Source organism: Chitinophaga sp. OAE865, assembly GCF_040546735.1.
In the GTDB taxonomy this organism is placed as follows: Bacteria; Bacteroidota; Bacteroidia; order Chitinophagales; family Chitinophagaceae; genus Chitinophaga; species Chitinophaga polysaccharea_A.
The window spans coordinates 490,675-504,810 of the sequence record NZ_JBEPOF010000001.1 but is presented as its reverse complement, the minus strand read 5'-3'; the positions used below and the strand labels follow the sequence as shown (position 1 = coordinate 504,810).

15 protein-coding genes are annotated in these 14,136 nt (G+C 44.3%); 8 read left to right on the top strand and 7 right to left on the bottom strand.

Annotated elements, in window-relative coordinates; all coding sequences use genetic code 11:
• Nucleotides 1-39: 39 nt before the first annotated feature.
• From ABIE50_RS02130 to mutY, 5 genes are all read right to left on the bottom strand, one after another.
• Nucleotides 40-609 (bottom strand): DUF3109 family protein, encoded by a 570-nt coding sequence (locus ABIE50_RS02130; protein ID WP_209856491.1) that lies wholly within the window; start codon nucleotides 607-609, stop codon nucleotides 40-42.
• 72 nt (nucleotides 610-681) lie between these two features.
• On the bottom strand, nucleotides 682-1,284 hold the full coding sequence (gene gldD / locus ABIE50_RS02125) for a gliding motility lipoprotein GldD (RefSeq protein ID WP_209856493.1): 603 nt from the start codon (nucleotides 1,282-1,284) through the stop codon (nucleotides 682-684).
• A 28-nt stretch (nucleotides 1,285-1,312) separates the two neighbouring features.
• On the bottom strand, nucleotides 1,313-2,650 hold the full coding sequence (gldE, locus tag ABIE50_RS02120; RefSeq protein WP_354027845.1) for a gliding motility-associated protein GldE: 1,338 nt from the start codon (nucleotides 2,648-2,650) through the stop codon (nucleotides 1,313-1,315).
• Between the two features lie 132 nt (nucleotides 2,651-2,782).
• The gene (locus tag ABIE50_RS02115) at nucleotides 2,783-3,241 is read right to left on the bottom strand and encodes a single-stranded DNA-binding protein (protein WP_142684729.1); all 459 of its coding nucleotides are present in this window, start codon (nucleotides 3,239-3,241) and stop codon (nucleotides 2,783-2,785) included.
• Between the two features lie 197 nt (nucleotides 3,242-3,438).
• The gene (gene mutY / locus ABIE50_RS02110; protein ID WP_209856495.1) at nucleotides 3,439-4,512 is read right to left on the bottom strand and encodes an A/G-specific adenine glycosylase; all 1,074 of its coding nucleotides are present in this window, start codon (nucleotides 4,510-4,512) and stop codon (nucleotides 3,439-3,441) included.
• 182 nt (nucleotides 4,513-4,694) lie between these two features.
• On the opposite strand from mutY, the gene ABIE50_RS02105 reads away from it, so the two are divergent.
• From ABIE50_RS02105 to ABIE50_RS02090, 3 genes are all read left to right on the top strand, one after another.
• Nucleotides 4,695-5,018, top strand: coding sequence for an HU family DNA-binding protein (locus ABIE50_RS02105; protein WP_502913955.1), 324 nt, complete (start codon nucleotides 4,695-4,697; stop codon nucleotides 5,016-5,018).
• Nucleotides 5,019-5,042: 24 nt separating this feature from the next.
• Nucleotides 5,043-5,885 (top strand): tetratricopeptide repeat protein, encoded by an 843-nt coding sequence (locus tag ABIE50_RS02100; RefSeq protein ID WP_142684731.1) that lies wholly within the window; start codon nucleotides 5,043-5,045, stop codon nucleotides 5,883-5,885.
• Nucleotides 5,886-6,341: 456 nt separating this feature from the next.
• Complete coding sequence (locus ABIE50_RS02090; RefSeq protein ID WP_209856496.1) at nucleotides 6,342-7,892, top strand: Rne/Rng family ribonuclease; 1,551 nt, start codon at nucleotides 6,342-6,344, stop codon at nucleotides 7,890-7,892.
• Nucleotides 7,893-7,927: 35 nt separating this feature from the next.
• Here ABIE50_RS02090 and ABIE50_RS02085 read toward each other — a convergent pair whose 3' ends face one another.
• Nucleotides 7,928-8,254 (bottom strand): cupin domain-containing protein, encoded by a 327-nt coding sequence (locus tag ABIE50_RS02085; RefSeq protein WP_142684733.1) that lies wholly within the window; start codon nucleotides 8,252-8,254, stop codon nucleotides 7,928-7,930.
• 165 nt (nucleotides 8,255-8,419) lie between these two features.
• On the opposite strand from ABIE50_RS02085, the gene ABIE50_RS02080 reads away from it, so the two are divergent.
• Nucleotides 8,420-10,090, top strand: coding sequence for a L,D-transpeptidase family protein (locus ABIE50_RS02080; protein WP_209856498.1), 1,671 nt, complete (start codon nucleotides 8,420-8,422; stop codon nucleotides 10,088-10,090).
• Between the two features lie 49 nt (nucleotides 10,091-10,139).
• Here ABIE50_RS02080 and ABIE50_RS02075 read toward each other — a convergent pair whose 3' ends face one another.
• Entirely contained in the window at nucleotides 10,140-10,523 is a 384-nt protein-coding gene (locus tag ABIE50_RS02075; protein ID WP_209856500.1) for a RidA family protein, read from the bottom strand.
• A 98-nt stretch (nucleotides 10,524-10,621) separates the two neighbouring features.
• Here ABIE50_RS02075 and ABIE50_RS02070 point away from each other — a divergent pair, with 98 nt between their 5' ends.
• The 4 genes from ABIE50_RS02070 to ABIE50_RS02055 all read left to right on the top strand — a co-directional run bounded on the left by ABIE50_RS02070 (nucleotide 10,622) and on the right by ABIE50_RS02055 (nucleotide 14,081).
• On the top strand, nucleotides 10,622-11,287 hold the full coding sequence (locus ABIE50_RS02070; protein WP_209856502.1) for a 3-hydroxyacyl-CoA dehydrogenase family protein: 666 nt from the start codon (nucleotides 10,622-10,624) through the stop codon (nucleotides 11,285-11,287).
• Between the two features lie 7 nt (nucleotides 11,288-11,294).
• On the top strand, nucleotides 11,295-11,972 hold the full coding sequence (tsaB, locus tag ABIE50_RS02065; protein WP_209856510.1) for a tRNA (adenosine(37)-N6)-threonylcarbamoyltransferase complex dimerization subunit type 1 TsaB: 678 nt from the start codon (nucleotides 11,295-11,297) through the stop codon (nucleotides 11,970-11,972).
• A gap of 213 nt (nucleotides 11,973-12,185) precedes the next feature.
• Nucleotides 12,186-12,545: an ArsR/SmtB family transcription factor gene (locus ABIE50_RS02060; protein WP_012788619.1), complete on the top strand. Its 360-nt coding sequence runs from the start codon at nucleotides 12,186-12,188 to the stop codon at nucleotides 12,543-12,545.
• A 132-nt stretch (nucleotides 12,546-12,677) separates the two neighbouring features.
• On the top strand, nucleotides 12,678-14,081 hold the full coding sequence (locus tag ABIE50_RS02055) for an MBL fold metallo-hydrolase (protein ID WP_209856513.1): 1,404 nt from the start codon (nucleotides 12,678-12,680) through the stop codon (nucleotides 14,079-14,081).
• Nucleotides 14,082-14,136: the final 55 nt, after the last annotated feature.

Sequence of the window (14,136 nt, the reverse complement as noted above, 5' to 3'; positions counted from 1 at the left end):
CAATATTCCTAATTAAAGATAGTTAAATCTGAAAATGATTTACCCGTGTTCGTTTCTTGCGATGTTATCCAGCACTTCATAAAATTCCGTGCCGTATTTTCTGATCAAAGCATCTTTAAGGAAGCGATACACCGGCACCTGCAGGGTTTTACCATTTTTACAGGCCGGTTTGCACACATCCCAACGGTCATAGTTCACCGCTTCAAATGTTTCGTACTTCTTAATACGGATAGGGTAGAGATGACAGGAAATGGGTTTTTTGAAATCAACCACGCCATCGTTGTATGCTTTTTCAATACCACAACCTACTATGCCCTGGTCGTTTATAGTGGCATATGCACAGATGCCCTTATTTACAATCGGGGTCACATACCCATACTCATCATCAATGGTGTTGGTACCGGTGTGCTCAATTTCCCTGATACCATCTTCCCGGAGGTAGGATTTGATTTTCGGATAAATTTTCTTCAGGGTTTTAACTTCTGTTTTATCCAAAGGAGCGCCACAGTCGCCCGCTACACAGCAAGCACCTTTGCAGGCCGACAGATTGCACACGAATTGCTCTTCAATTACTTCGTCACTTATGTATTTATCGTCAATGATGATCATCGGGAATGGTCTTTTGCCTGAAATGGTATACAGACAATCTTATTAAGACCACAAAGTTACAGTATTCGGGGCTTATCTCCAGCGCAGGGTTTCCACCATATGCCACATATCCTGTTCCAGGAATTTGTATACGGGTGCGAGCGAGTCTGCATTCGGAGTAACATCAAAATAAAGGGCTCCCCGGAGGAAATGCTTTACCGAATCTGTAGCGAAGAACTGTTTGGAGGAAGCGGCGTTGCCACCTACTTCGTAAAAGGTGCCGCTTACATTATTTGCAGTATAGATCCGGTTTTCATCGATATATTCCGCCTTATAGGTGTGCTTGTAGGTCATTTTAAAGGCATCGTCTACCAGCTTCTGAAAGCTGTTGTTGCCCGGGCCGATGATCTTGTAGCTCATGTAGATTTTTCCGTTCAGGGAAGGAAAGTCGACATTGATCCAGTAGGGATTTTCCGGTGCTGCACCAAAAAAGGAGGTGTCCTTAACGATATTCGCATATACAGGATACTCAAATGTGTAGGGATATCCGGCCATGTCAAAGGTGCGGTATTTCCTTTCCGGGAACTTCACCTGGAAATAGCCCCGTGGTTTTGGTGTAGGTACGTTTTCACAGGCGGCAAATATACACATCAGCCCGATGATCAGGGCGAGGGCCTTTCCATTAATCGCTGGCATCTTACGGTTATTTAGCAGGCAGTAATACTTATTCAGCGGCATCCGGCCTGATGGTTACCTGTACTTTCTGGATCCTCATTTTATTGACTTCCAGTACAGTGAAATCGAAGTTATTGTAGTTAATAACGCTGTTTTCTTCAGGAAATTTTCCGGCCAGTTCCAGTATAAGGCCACCGAGGGAGTCACTTTCGCCCTTTACAGTTTCAAATGTTTCAGGAGAGATGTTCATTATGCGGCAAACGTCGTTCAGCATGGTTTTGCCTTCAAATACGTAAGTGAAATTATCTACCTTATTGTAGTTAAATTCTTCTTCATCAAATTCGTCTTTGATATCGCCGATCACTTCTTCCATAATATCTTCCAGTGTTACAATGCCGGAAGTGCCACCAAATTCATCTACTACCACGGCAAAGTGCATGCGCCTGCTCTGGAATTCAGACAGCAGGTCTTCAATCAGCTTATGACCATGTACAAAGAAGGGCTGGCGCATTACTTCGTGCCAGTCGAAAGTACTGCCTTTATCAAGGTGGGGCAGGAGATCTTTGGTATGAATAACTCCCACAATATTGTCCAGGTTATCCTTATAAACGGGCAAACGGGAATAATGCAGGTCTGCCACGCTTTTAACAATATCGCCAAAGGAGCTGTCGTATTCCACGCCATTTACGTCTAAACGGCCGCGCATAATCTGCTTTACAGTGATATTACCGAATTTCAGGATCCCTTTCAGGATATTTTTCTCTTCCTGTGAAGCGGTAGCATCTACGCTCATTTCGATGGCCTGGTCAATTTCCTGGTAGTTCACCGGACCGGTGCCCCGGTGAAAGAACCGGTCTTCGATGCTGGCGCTGAGGCCAACAAAAAAATCGCTGATCGGTTCCATGGTGGCGTGAATGCCACTCACAAACCAGGCAAAATAGGTGGCAAAACGGATATTGTTTTGCGCAGCCCATACCCTGGGGAGGATCTGGCCGAAAAACAGCAAGATGAGGCAGATCGCGGAAATCCTTACCAGGAGGGAAACTACCGGCAAGGTTTGCAGGTCTTCCATCTGGGTAATCAGATAATTGGTGATCATGATAAACGCGATCATGAGCAGCACTCCTGCTATCTGAAGGGAGGCGAGCAGTGATTTAGGCTTTTCAAGCAACCTGGTGATCAGTTTGCCGGACGCATTCTGCCGTGTTTTGAGCACATTCAGATCCTTGTGATTAAGGGAAAAGAAGGCTACCTCTGCACCTGCAACAATGAAGGTGAGCAGAAGGAGAATAAAAATAACAAGCAGAAATACCACCACGTTAGGGGCGCCAATTGGTGCGCTGGCTTGTAAAAAATAGGATACGTAGCTTGCCGAAAGGATGCCCAAGATGTTCAACTTTGATGTAATTAATCAAAAATAGCGGGAAAGTAATTCTTAGAATTGCTTTCCCTGCACGCAAATATAAGTAATGTCCCTAAAAGGGATTACCTAGGTCTGAAACTTAATATTTTTTTGCAACTAAAAAGGCAGATCGTCTGCGGGTTCATTCAGTGAAGGGGGTATCTCCAGTCCCGGAAAGTTTTCTCCACCGCCAGAACCTGTACTGCTATGGTGAGGTATGGGGTGATCTTGGTTGTTGAGGTCCATGCGTTTATCCAGCATAACCAGGTTATCTCCTACAACTTCAGTGGCAAATTTTTTATTGCCTTCTTTGTCTTCCCAGCTGCGGGTGCGCAGGCGGCCTTCAATGTAAACCAGACTGCCCTTGTGCAGGTATTTCTGCGCCAGTTCGGCCAGTCCCCGCCATAGCACCACTGTATGCCATTCTGTTTGTGAAATGAGCTTGCCGGCTCTGTCTTTGAATGTTTCAGTGGTAGCCAGTGAAAATTTGGCTACTGCAATATTACCTTCCAGAAACTGTACATCCGGATCTCTGCCCAAATTGCCTATCAGGATTACTTTATTAACACCTCTCATAGTTGTAGGTTTTTTTAGTCTATTGTTAAAAAGTTCTTCTTTTAATAAATAAACAACCTTCTTAAAGTTAATATTTTTTTCCAATCGATAGGGAAAAATTTCTTACTGGCAGCAGGTTAAGCCGGATTTTGTTATCAGGCGCTATTAGGAAAGTGGCTTAGCACTTAATGTATATTTTTATTCTCTATGCGTGTTCCTTAAAATAATTGAAGATGATTACTTTCCAGGAAAGTTGTAATCGTCTTTGGGAAGGCATAATTATTCAGGCTGTTCCTGGGCACCATCATATATCCGGGGATCACCGGCGCTTTTTTTACGGTGATGCTGATGAACTGGCTGTGAATGGTTTGATGGGTGAGCTGTTGTTTGAAAGGAGCTGATATCCTTTCTATCTCAAAAGCGGTTTTCCCCAGGATAGGGGCGAGGGCGCCGGACGACTGCAACGTAGTGATATCTGCCGGGGCTGCCGTTTCAATAAGAACGAACTCATGAAGGTTCTGCCAGATGTCGCTGTCCGTTCTTTTACGGATATAGATATCATCTTTATATTGTACGAGGAGATAATTGAAATATCTTTTTTTGATAACCAGTTTTTTTGTTTTTACCGGGAGATGCGGAATGGTTTGTTCATGCAGGGCTACGCATTTTTTGCGTAGCACGCATTCCCCGCAAAGGGGTTGCTGGGGCCTGCATATTACGGCTCCGAAGTCCATAATGCTTTGGTTGTATTCTGCCGAATGCCCTTGTGGCAGCAGCTCCTGGGCCAGCGTATCAAACTGCTTCTTTCCGGCGGTGCTGTCGATTGGGGTTTCGATCCCGAAATAGCGGGAGAGGACCCGGAAAACGTTGCCGTCCAGTACAGCGTAAGGAAGATTAAAGGCAAAGGAAGCGATCGCGGCCGCCGTGTAGGGGCCTATTCCTTTGAGCGCTTTGATCTGTTCATACCGGTCGGGGAACTTACCTTGATAGGTATCTGTGATCTCGCGTGCCGCTGCCAGCATATTTTTACAGCGGGCATAATATCCTAATCCCTGCCATAAACGGAATACTTCTTCATCTGGTGCTGCTGCCAGTTTTTTTACAGTAGGGTAATGCTGAATGAACCGTTCATAGTACGGCCAGCCTTGCTCCACGCGGGTTTGCTGGAGAATGATTTCCGATAACCAGATACGGTATGGATCTTTTTCACCTTTCCAGGGCATGTTGCGGGTATTCGTTTCCCGGTTCCATTCCAGTAATTTTTCCGTAAAAAATTGTCGGGGTGATATCATTTATATATTATTTTAATAAAATTATTTAGTATATTGATATGGCAAATGCTGTACACAACCCTATAAGGTACAACGGATACTCATTTCCGGGCCTGCAAATAAATATAATTTATCGCCAATACCAGTTATAAGAAAAAATGATAAAATTTATTTGCTTAAAATTCAGCAATTAGAATTTTTAAATTAACTTTGAGAGTAAAGTAATCTCTCGCTTTCATATGAGAAAAGCTGATTTAATTAACAACATTGCTGAAAAAACCGGCATCCCCAAAGTTGATGTGCTAGTCACACTTGAGGCTATGTTTAAAGAGGTGAAAGAAGCTCTTGCTAACGGAGAACATATTTATATCCGTGGGTTTGGAAGTTTTATCACAAAAAAACGAGCCGCAAAAATTGGACGTAACATCAAGAAGAACGTAGCTGTGGAGATCCCCGAGCACTTTATTCCGGCATTTAAACCTTCGAAAGAATTTGTTGCTGAAGTAAAGAAGCTCAAAAGTTCTTAATTTTGCAGCCTAATAATTTAGGCGATGCAAAAATCACAAGTTCTTCTGGTGGGTGCTGCAGTAGCACTATTGGTGATATTATTCGCCTTTGGCCGTACTGTGCCCCGGTCGGAAAAGAAGCCTATGTCATCTGCCGCCCCTATGCAGGGTGGACAGGATGTAGCACCTATTGCTTTCTCCGAACTGCTGGAAACAGCTAAGGGGAAAATTCCTGCTGATAAACTCTTACAGGTAAATACTATTGAAACAAATGTTGTCCGCGGGGATGTGAAAACCCAACAGATAGCCGCGTACCATCAGTTGTATAACACCTGGGACAGCCTCAACCAGCTGCCCGTAGCAGCTTATTATCTCGGAGAAGCCGCTAAGTTGGAAAATTCCGAAAAAAGCCTCACCTTTGCAGCCAATTTATTTTTAGCCCACTTGCAGCATGCGGAAGATCCCCGTGTAGCAAAATGGGAAGCCCAACAGGCAATTACTTTGTTTGACCAGGCTATACAATTGAACCCGGCAAACGATACGCTGAAAATATCACAGGCCATGGTGTACATGAACACCGGGGAACCTATGACCGGCGTGGCTAAGCTGAGAGAAGTCGTTGCAGCACATCCTGATAATATTGACGCACAGGTTACTTTGGCTAACCTTGCTATTACATCAGGTCAGTACGATAAAGCTATCGAAAGACTGGAAGGCGTTGCGAAGAACCACCCGGATAACGCAAAAGTGTTATTTGTACTGGCAGAATCGTACCGGAGCAAGGGTGATAAGAAAAAAGCGATTGAACTGTTTGAAAAAAGCAAACAACTCATGACCGACCCGGAACTGAAGAAGGAAGTAGATAGTTACATTAAAAGTATTCAATAATATTATTTTTCAATCATTTAAAAAAGTATCAGCGTATGCCTTGCGGTAAGAAAAGAAAAAGACATAAAATTGCCACTCACAAGCGTAAAAAAAGACTGAGAAAGAACCGGCATAAAAGTAAGAAGAAATAATTACTCCAGTTTCCCGCCATTTATACTAACAAGGTATGCTCCCGGCGCGGTGGTCGGATAAAAATTTTCATATATCCTGCATGATTCTAGCATTTACTTCTTAAATTGCTATAGTCATGCAGGTTGTTTCCATAGATCCCGCAATTGAATTTTCCGGACATTACCTGCAGTGATCGCTGAACCCTTAAGCAATCCATTCATCACGAACGTGAAGAAATACGCTAACTTTATAGGTGAGCTATTGTTTTGGTATGCAGTAAGCTGTTCTTAAATAGCCGTGTGCATAGCATAAAGGTGAAGTTTTAAAGGTTAAAATTTTGGACGCTTGAATAAGGAACTTATTATAAATGCGGCTCCCACAGGGGTGGAAATTGCGTTACTGGAAGATAAGAAGCTAGTGGAGTTACATCACGAAAGTGGCAATCCTAACTTCTCAGTGGGCGATTTGTACCTAGGTAAGGTAAAAAAGCTGATACCCGGCTTAAATGCTGCATTTGTTGACGTAGGCTTTGAAAAAGATGCCTTTTTACATTACACGGATCTCAGCCCCTATATCCGCTCCATTCTTAAATTTACTTCAATGGCCATCAGCGATAAAACGCCCGATGGTTTTGACTTTACCAAATTTAAAAATGAACCGGAAATAGTCAAGACCGGTAAAATTACGGATGTACTGGGAGGTAAACCCAATATCCTCGTACAAATTCTGAAAGAACCCATTTCTTCTAAAGGCCCACGCCTTAGCTGCGAAATTTCTTTACCCGGAAGATTTATAGTGTTAACACCCTTTAATGATATTGTTGCGGTTTCTAAAAAAATCCACTCCTCCGAAGAAAGAAAAAGATTGCAGAAAATAGTGGAAGCCATCAAAACGCCCAATTTTGGCGTTATTGTACGCACCGCCGCTGAAGGAAAGAAAACTGCAGAATTACACGAAGATCTGACCACCCTCGTTCAAACCTGGAAAAATATCCAGGCAAATCTCAACGGAGGCGTAGCCCCCCAAAAGATCCTGAGCGAACAAACCAAAACGGCCAGCATCCTCCGTGATCTGCTCAATGAAAGCTTTAACCGCATCGTTGTAAACGATAAAAATATCTATACAGACACCAAAACGTATATCCAGAAGATAGCACCGGAAAAGTCTGATATCGTTAACTATTATAACAACGGCTCCCCCATCTTCGATAACTTCGGCATTACCCGGCAGGTAAAAGCCTCTTTTGGTAAAACCGTGAACCTCGACAGCGGGGTCTACCTTATCATTGAAGCTACAGAAGCCCTGCATGTGGTAGATGTAAACAGCGGATATAAAAGCTCCAGCAACAACCAGGAACAGAATGCCCTCGCATCCAACCTCGAAGCAGCTGCAGAAATTGCCCGGCAGCTAAGATTACGTGATCTGGGTGGTATCATTATCATTGACTTCATTGATATGAAACTGCCGGAAAACAAGAAGGCTATCTTTGAAGCCATGGAGAAATTCATGGCCCAGGACAGAGCTAAACACACCATCCTGCCTATCTCGAAATTCGGGCTTATGCAAATTACCCGCCAACGGGTAAAACCGGAGATCACCATCTCCGTGGCAGAAGATTGCCCTACCTGCAGGGGAACAGGCAAAATCGGCGCATCCATGCTCATTCTCGAAGACATCGAGAAAAACCTGCAATACCTGCTGAATCATCAACACAAAGGTCTTACTATCCGCATTCATCCCATATTACATGCTTACCTTACCAAAGGTTTCCTGGCATCCAAACAATGGAAATGGTATTTCCAATATAAAAAATGGATCAAACTCAAAGCAGACTCCAATTACCATCTTACTGAATATCGCTTCTTTGACGCAAACGACGAAGAGATTAAATTATAAAAGAAAAGGCCCTGGTTTAACCAGGGCCTTTTCTTTTAATATCTGTAATCATCCCTCGCCGGACTGAAACTGTCGATGATCTTACAATCCTCCAACGCCCGGCCGCCATGCGGCGTATCCGGTGGAATTACCAGTGTATCATGCTGCTTCAGCGTATACTTATGGCCATCCAGGCTCATTTCAAAAACCCCTTCAGCTATATAGGTGATCTGCTCGTGCGGATGCTGATGTACCGGCGACTCAAATCCCGCTTTTATTTCCCAGAATGCCAGCGTACTCTTATTGCCATGTACAAACCGGCCATAATGCCCGGCAATCGTATTTTTTACAGGAATGGTATCCAAAGGAGCAGGTTTGTTCATTTTTATATCTTTTTAATATTAAATATAGCTGATACAACAGATTTTAACAACGGCCTGAAGCGATCAGCGCATATATTTCATACATTTACCGCAATAATACCCTTATAATCCCTACAGTTTGATTGTCATGTTTGTTTAAGTAAATAATTAACATCCATTACGCTTATGACTATACGCTTTTACTCCTCATTGGCCTTACTGACACTGATTATTTTTGCTGCCTGCCAGCAGCAGAGCGGATCCCGGAAAAAAAACAAAGCAAGAGATACTACTCACTATACTAAACAAGAGTATATTGAACAGACTATCGACAGCAATTATGTAAATAATTTCCTGCAGTCGCATACATCGTACGACGCGTATGATGAGTATATACGGAACTTCTACCGTAAGCGTGACTATCACTTCGCATGGATCAATAAAGACGGGCTTACCGAGCAGGCCGGCAACTTCATTAACATGATGAAGAATGATGCTGCCTACGGTATTAAAGACAGCAGCCTGATGAACCCTGATCTGCAGCGGCTTACCGATACACTCCTGGTAAGTGATGTGGGCCTGAAGGCCGGAGACACGGCGGTGCCCCGCATTGAAATGCTGCTCACCGCGCAGTTCTTTGCCTACGGAAATAAAGTATGGGGCGGGCTTACTGCCGATTCGGCAAAAGACCTGGAGTGGTTTATTCCCCGTAAGAAAATAGACATGGAAAGCCTGCTGGATTCCATGGTGAATAAAAAGAACAATGCTTTTGAAGATGATGAGCCGGTAAACAGGCAATACATTATGTTACGCCAGCAACTGAAAAAACTGGCGAAAATAGAATCTTCCGTTAAATGGGATTCCATACGCACCACCCAGAAAAGCTTTAAGAAAGGAGATTCGGCTGAAGTGATTGCAGCGGTAAAAGCCAGGCTGGAAGCCTATGGCGACCTTCCCGGAACCGATACCAGCAAACGCTTCAATGCCGCACTTGACTCTGCACTGCGCAATTTCCAGCTGAGGATGGGACTGAAAGAAGATGGCCTCATTACCAAAGGCGTACTGGATGCGCTGAATACCCCGGTACAGGACCGTATCCAGAAAATACTGGTTAATATGGAACGCCTCCGCTGGGTACCCATTGAGCCCACTACAGACTATATCCTGGTCAATATCCCGCAGTTTAAAATGCATGTATATGATAAAGGAAAGCTGTCGTGGAGCTGCAACGTTGTAGTAGGGAAGCCTGGCGCCAATACCGTTATTTTCACAAAGGACCTGCGTTATGTAGTGTTCAGTCCTTACTGGAATGTACCCCCCGGCATCCTGGCCGGAGAAGTATTGCCTGGCCTGAAACGTAGTGGCAGTGGATATCTTGCCCGACAGAATATGGAGATTGTAGGAGCAAGCGGAAAAGTGATTGCTCCTGGGTCTATCAATTTTGCAAGATATTCAGGCGCGAATTTTCCATATATCGTAAGACAGAAACCCGGTGGTAAAAATTCGCTCGGCAAAGTGAAATTCCTGTTCCCCAATGAGTATAACATTTACCTCCATGATACGCCTGCCCGTTACCTGTTTGGAGAGAACAAGCGTTCCTTCAGTCATGGCTGTATCAGGGTAGCAGAACCCAAACACCTGGCAGAATGGCTGCTGCGTGGGGACTCAGCCTGGACAGAGAAGAAGATTGACGAGGCACTGAATGGAAACAAAGAAAAATATGTAACGATAAAAGAGAAGGTACCCGTTTTCATTGTGTATTTCACCGCCTTTGTAGACAGCGACGGGCGTCTGAATTTCAGGGATGATGTGTATGGCCACGATAAGAAACTGGCAGCCTCCCTGTTTGGCAAATAATATATAATGCAGCGGAGGGGCAATTGCCTTCCGCTGCACTGCTCTAAGACTATGCGCCTACTGCAATTACAGAAATCTCTACTTCCACTCCTTTAGGCAATCCTGACACCTCTACAGTTTCCCGGGCCGGAAAATCGCCCTTGAAATAACTGCCATATACTTCGTTCACCTGCGGGAAAGTTTTCATATCTGTTAAAAAGATGGTGGTTTTTACGACGTGCTCAAATCCGAGCCCGGCTGCAGTGAGAACGGCCTGTAAATTTTTCATTACCTGGTGCGTTGCATCTATGATACCGGATTTGATCAGTTCGCCGGAAACGGGATCCAGGGCTATCTGACCGGATACATACAGGGTGTTGCCTGCTTTTACCGACTGGTTGTAAGGCCCTATAGGAGCGGGCGCATTGTTGGTGTTAATAATTTGCTTTTCCATGAAAACGAAAGTAAATAATAATTGAGAACGCACCAATGTATGCCGTGCAGATGCATTATAATTAATGATTCTTTATTAGGTTTGCCGAAATTTAACGCATGAATATCCTGGTAATAGCAGATGCGCAGCGCTTTGATGAATTGCAGGAAAAGGGAATGGAACAGCATCACAATGTACAATGGAAAACAAGCCTGGAAGAGGTTTTATCCCTTAAAGCATTTGACCTGGTGCTGGATCTTATTTTTGATGACCGGCCGGATCACGCGCTCGTGTATGCTAAAAATCCGGGTATTCCGGTGCTGGCTGGAATAGTGAAAACCTCATTAAGTGAAATCATTGGCCAGTATGCGTTTGAGCAGGGTTTCAATATCATGGGCTGTAACTTTCTGACAGGTATGGTGAACAGGCCGGTGCTGGAAGTATCGGTACTCGACGATGGGCAAAGGAAAACGCTGGACGAGCTAATGTACAAGCTTGGCTGGGAATACCTGCTGGTGGCGGATGCCGTAGGATTGGTAACACCCAGGGTGATATGCACGATCATCAATGAAGCATATCTCACTGCGCAGGAGGGCACCGCATCGAGGGAAGATATTGATACATCTATGCGTTTAGGCACCAATTATCCTTTCGGGCCTTTTGAATGGAGCGAACGGATAGGTATAAAACAAGTATACGAAGTATTAAAAGCTGTACACGACGCTACCGGCGACGACCGGTACCAGGTGGCAGCCTCATTGCAAACAGCTTACGAAGCAATCTGATCTTTACATGGCACTTATACTGAATATAGATACCGCAACCACAACAGGTTCTGTGAGTCTTTCCCGGGATGGGAAAGCCATTCAAACGCTGGTGAATGAAAAGCAGCAGGATCATGCCGCCGCTATGATCCTGTTTGTTCAGCAGATATTGAAAGAGCAGGGTATCGCACCCGCGCAGCTGGATGCAGTAGCGGTAAGCGCGGGACCAGGTTCGTATACCGGTTTACGTGTAGGCGTGGCTACCGCTAAAGGTTTGTGTTATGCCTGGAACAAGCCATTGCTGGCAGTTTCCACGCTTCAGATGATGGCGCAGGGATTAATTGCCGATCTAAAAGATGAGCAGGCATTGTATTGTCCTATGCTGGATGCCCGCAGGCAGGAAGTGTTCACCGCCTTATACGACGCGCGCCTGCAGGAGATAATGCCTCCACAGGCAATGATCCTGGAGCCATCTTCGCTGGAAGGCCCGCTGGCAGAGTATAAGATCTACTTTTTCGGGGATGGCAGCCCTAAATGGCAACTGATGCTATCTTCACATAAAAATGCTATTTTTACAGAATATAAGATAAGTGCCGCGCACATGGCATCTTTATCGGCCCAGGCTTATGACAAAAAATTATTTGCAGACCTGGCCTATTTTAGTCCATTTTACCTCAAGCCTTTTTATTCTCCTCAGAAGCCATAACATATCTAATAGTTTTGTCATAGAATAGTCAAATTACATCTAATTTGCAAGTATCCGGGGCATATATATGATAAAATAAGGTATGGAAATTTTTTTTATTGTGACAGATATTATATTTTTGTATAAATCGATTACCGCAGTTGTTGTCTAACTGTTTGCGAGTACTGTCCGTTGATCCCTTTCATTTCATCATTTTTTTAAAACTATTATGCGATGGAAAAAACATTATTAACTACCTCTTCTAATACTCTTATTATTTCTAGAGGTACCAATGAAAAAGACCAGATCAAATTGGATTACATTGCCGTAAAGAAGGCTGCTATGGTTTTACGTGCTATCAACCATAAGCTGCGCCAGCAGATGATTAAGCTGCTGGAAGATCACAAGAAAATGACCGTGACGGAGATTTATGTGAAATTGCGTCTGGAACAATCGGTAGCATCGCAACACCTCGCCATATTAAGGCGTGCAGGCATTGTAATTACAGAAAGAGATGGTAAGTTTATTCACTACACCATCAACAAGCAACGTATTGCTGAAGTGGCGAAGTTTGTGGAAGAACTTGTTGGTTAAAAGCATTGATCCGTATCATTACGGAAGGTATTATATAAAAAAGTAGCCATACGGCTACTTTTTTATTTTGGTATAGATTTTATCCATGAGTGTGCAACCTCAGAAGTTGTAAATTTGTAAAAATCAAAAACCATGTACGTAAAACAATTGTACACCAGCTGTTTGTCGGAAGCGGCATACTTCATAGAATCCAACGGGATCGCGGTAGTGATTGACCCATTGCGTGATATTGAAGTATACCTGGACCTGGCAAAAGAACGTAACGCCACCATTAAATACATTTTTGAAACACATTTTCATGCAGATTTTGTTTCAGGGCACCTGGAACTGGCAGAAGCTACCGGCGCGAAAATCGTATACGGCCCCGATGCGGAAACCAGCTTCGATTCTTATATAGCAAAAGATAACGAAGTATTCCAGATAGGCGCAGTAACCCTCAAAGTGCTGCATACACCAGGTCACACTATGGAATCGTCCTGCTACCTGTTATCAGACGAACAGCAGCAGCCATATGCTGTATTTACCGGAGATACCTTATTTGTTGGAGATGTTGGCCGCCCGGACCTTTTCAGCGGTAACCTCACCAAAGAAGAACTGGCCGGTTACCTGTTCGACTCGCTCAACAGCCGCATTAAAACATTACCGGATGCAGTAATTGTATATCCTGCACATGGTCCCGGTTCTGCCTGTGGTAAAAACCTGGGCCCAAATACTTACAGCACCATTGGTGAGGAGAAAGCCACCAACTACGCATTACTGGCTACGGATAAAGATAAGTTTATAGAAGAAGTGACCAGCGGCCTGGCTACACCGCCATCCTATTTTCCGATCAACGCAAAAATAAACAAGGAAGGATATGATGCGTTGAAAGCGGTAATGGAAAAGGCAATGCAGCCACTTACCCCTGCCGCGTTCAAAGCAAAGGCTAAAGCCGGGGCACTGATCCTCGATACCCGTCCGGCAACTGAATTTGGCGATGGATATGTTCCGGGCGCCATCAGCATAGGGCTGGAAGGCCGCTTTGCTGAATGGGCAGGCAGTCTGCTGCCATTTGACCAGGACATCATCCTGGTAACGCCCATCGGTAAAGAAGAAGAAACTGTGGTAAGAATGGCCCGTGTTGGTTTTGACAATGTGGTGGGCTACCTGGATGGCGGATACCCCGCATGGGAAGCAGCCGGCGAGGCAAAAGATATGATCATCACCGTGGAAGCAGATGAACTGGCAATGGACGTTCCGCACGATCCCAACCTGGTGATCATTGATGTTCGTAAACCAATTGAGTTTGCCAACGGCCATATCAAAAACGCCCTCAATATTACCCTCGGTGATATGATGGACCCCGGAAAATTAGCAGACCTGGAAGATAATCATAACCTGTATGTACATTGTCAGGGCGGTTACCGCAGCATCATTGCCTGCTCTATTATGAAAAGAGAAGGCATCCACAATTTACGCAACGTGGAAGGTGGGTTTGATAAAATGAAGGACCAGAAAGGATTACAGGTTGTACAGGAAAAAACTGTACTGAACTAAATCCCTCTATATTTTTAAACGGGAGTGATAAGAAGAAGTTCCTACTTCTTCTTGT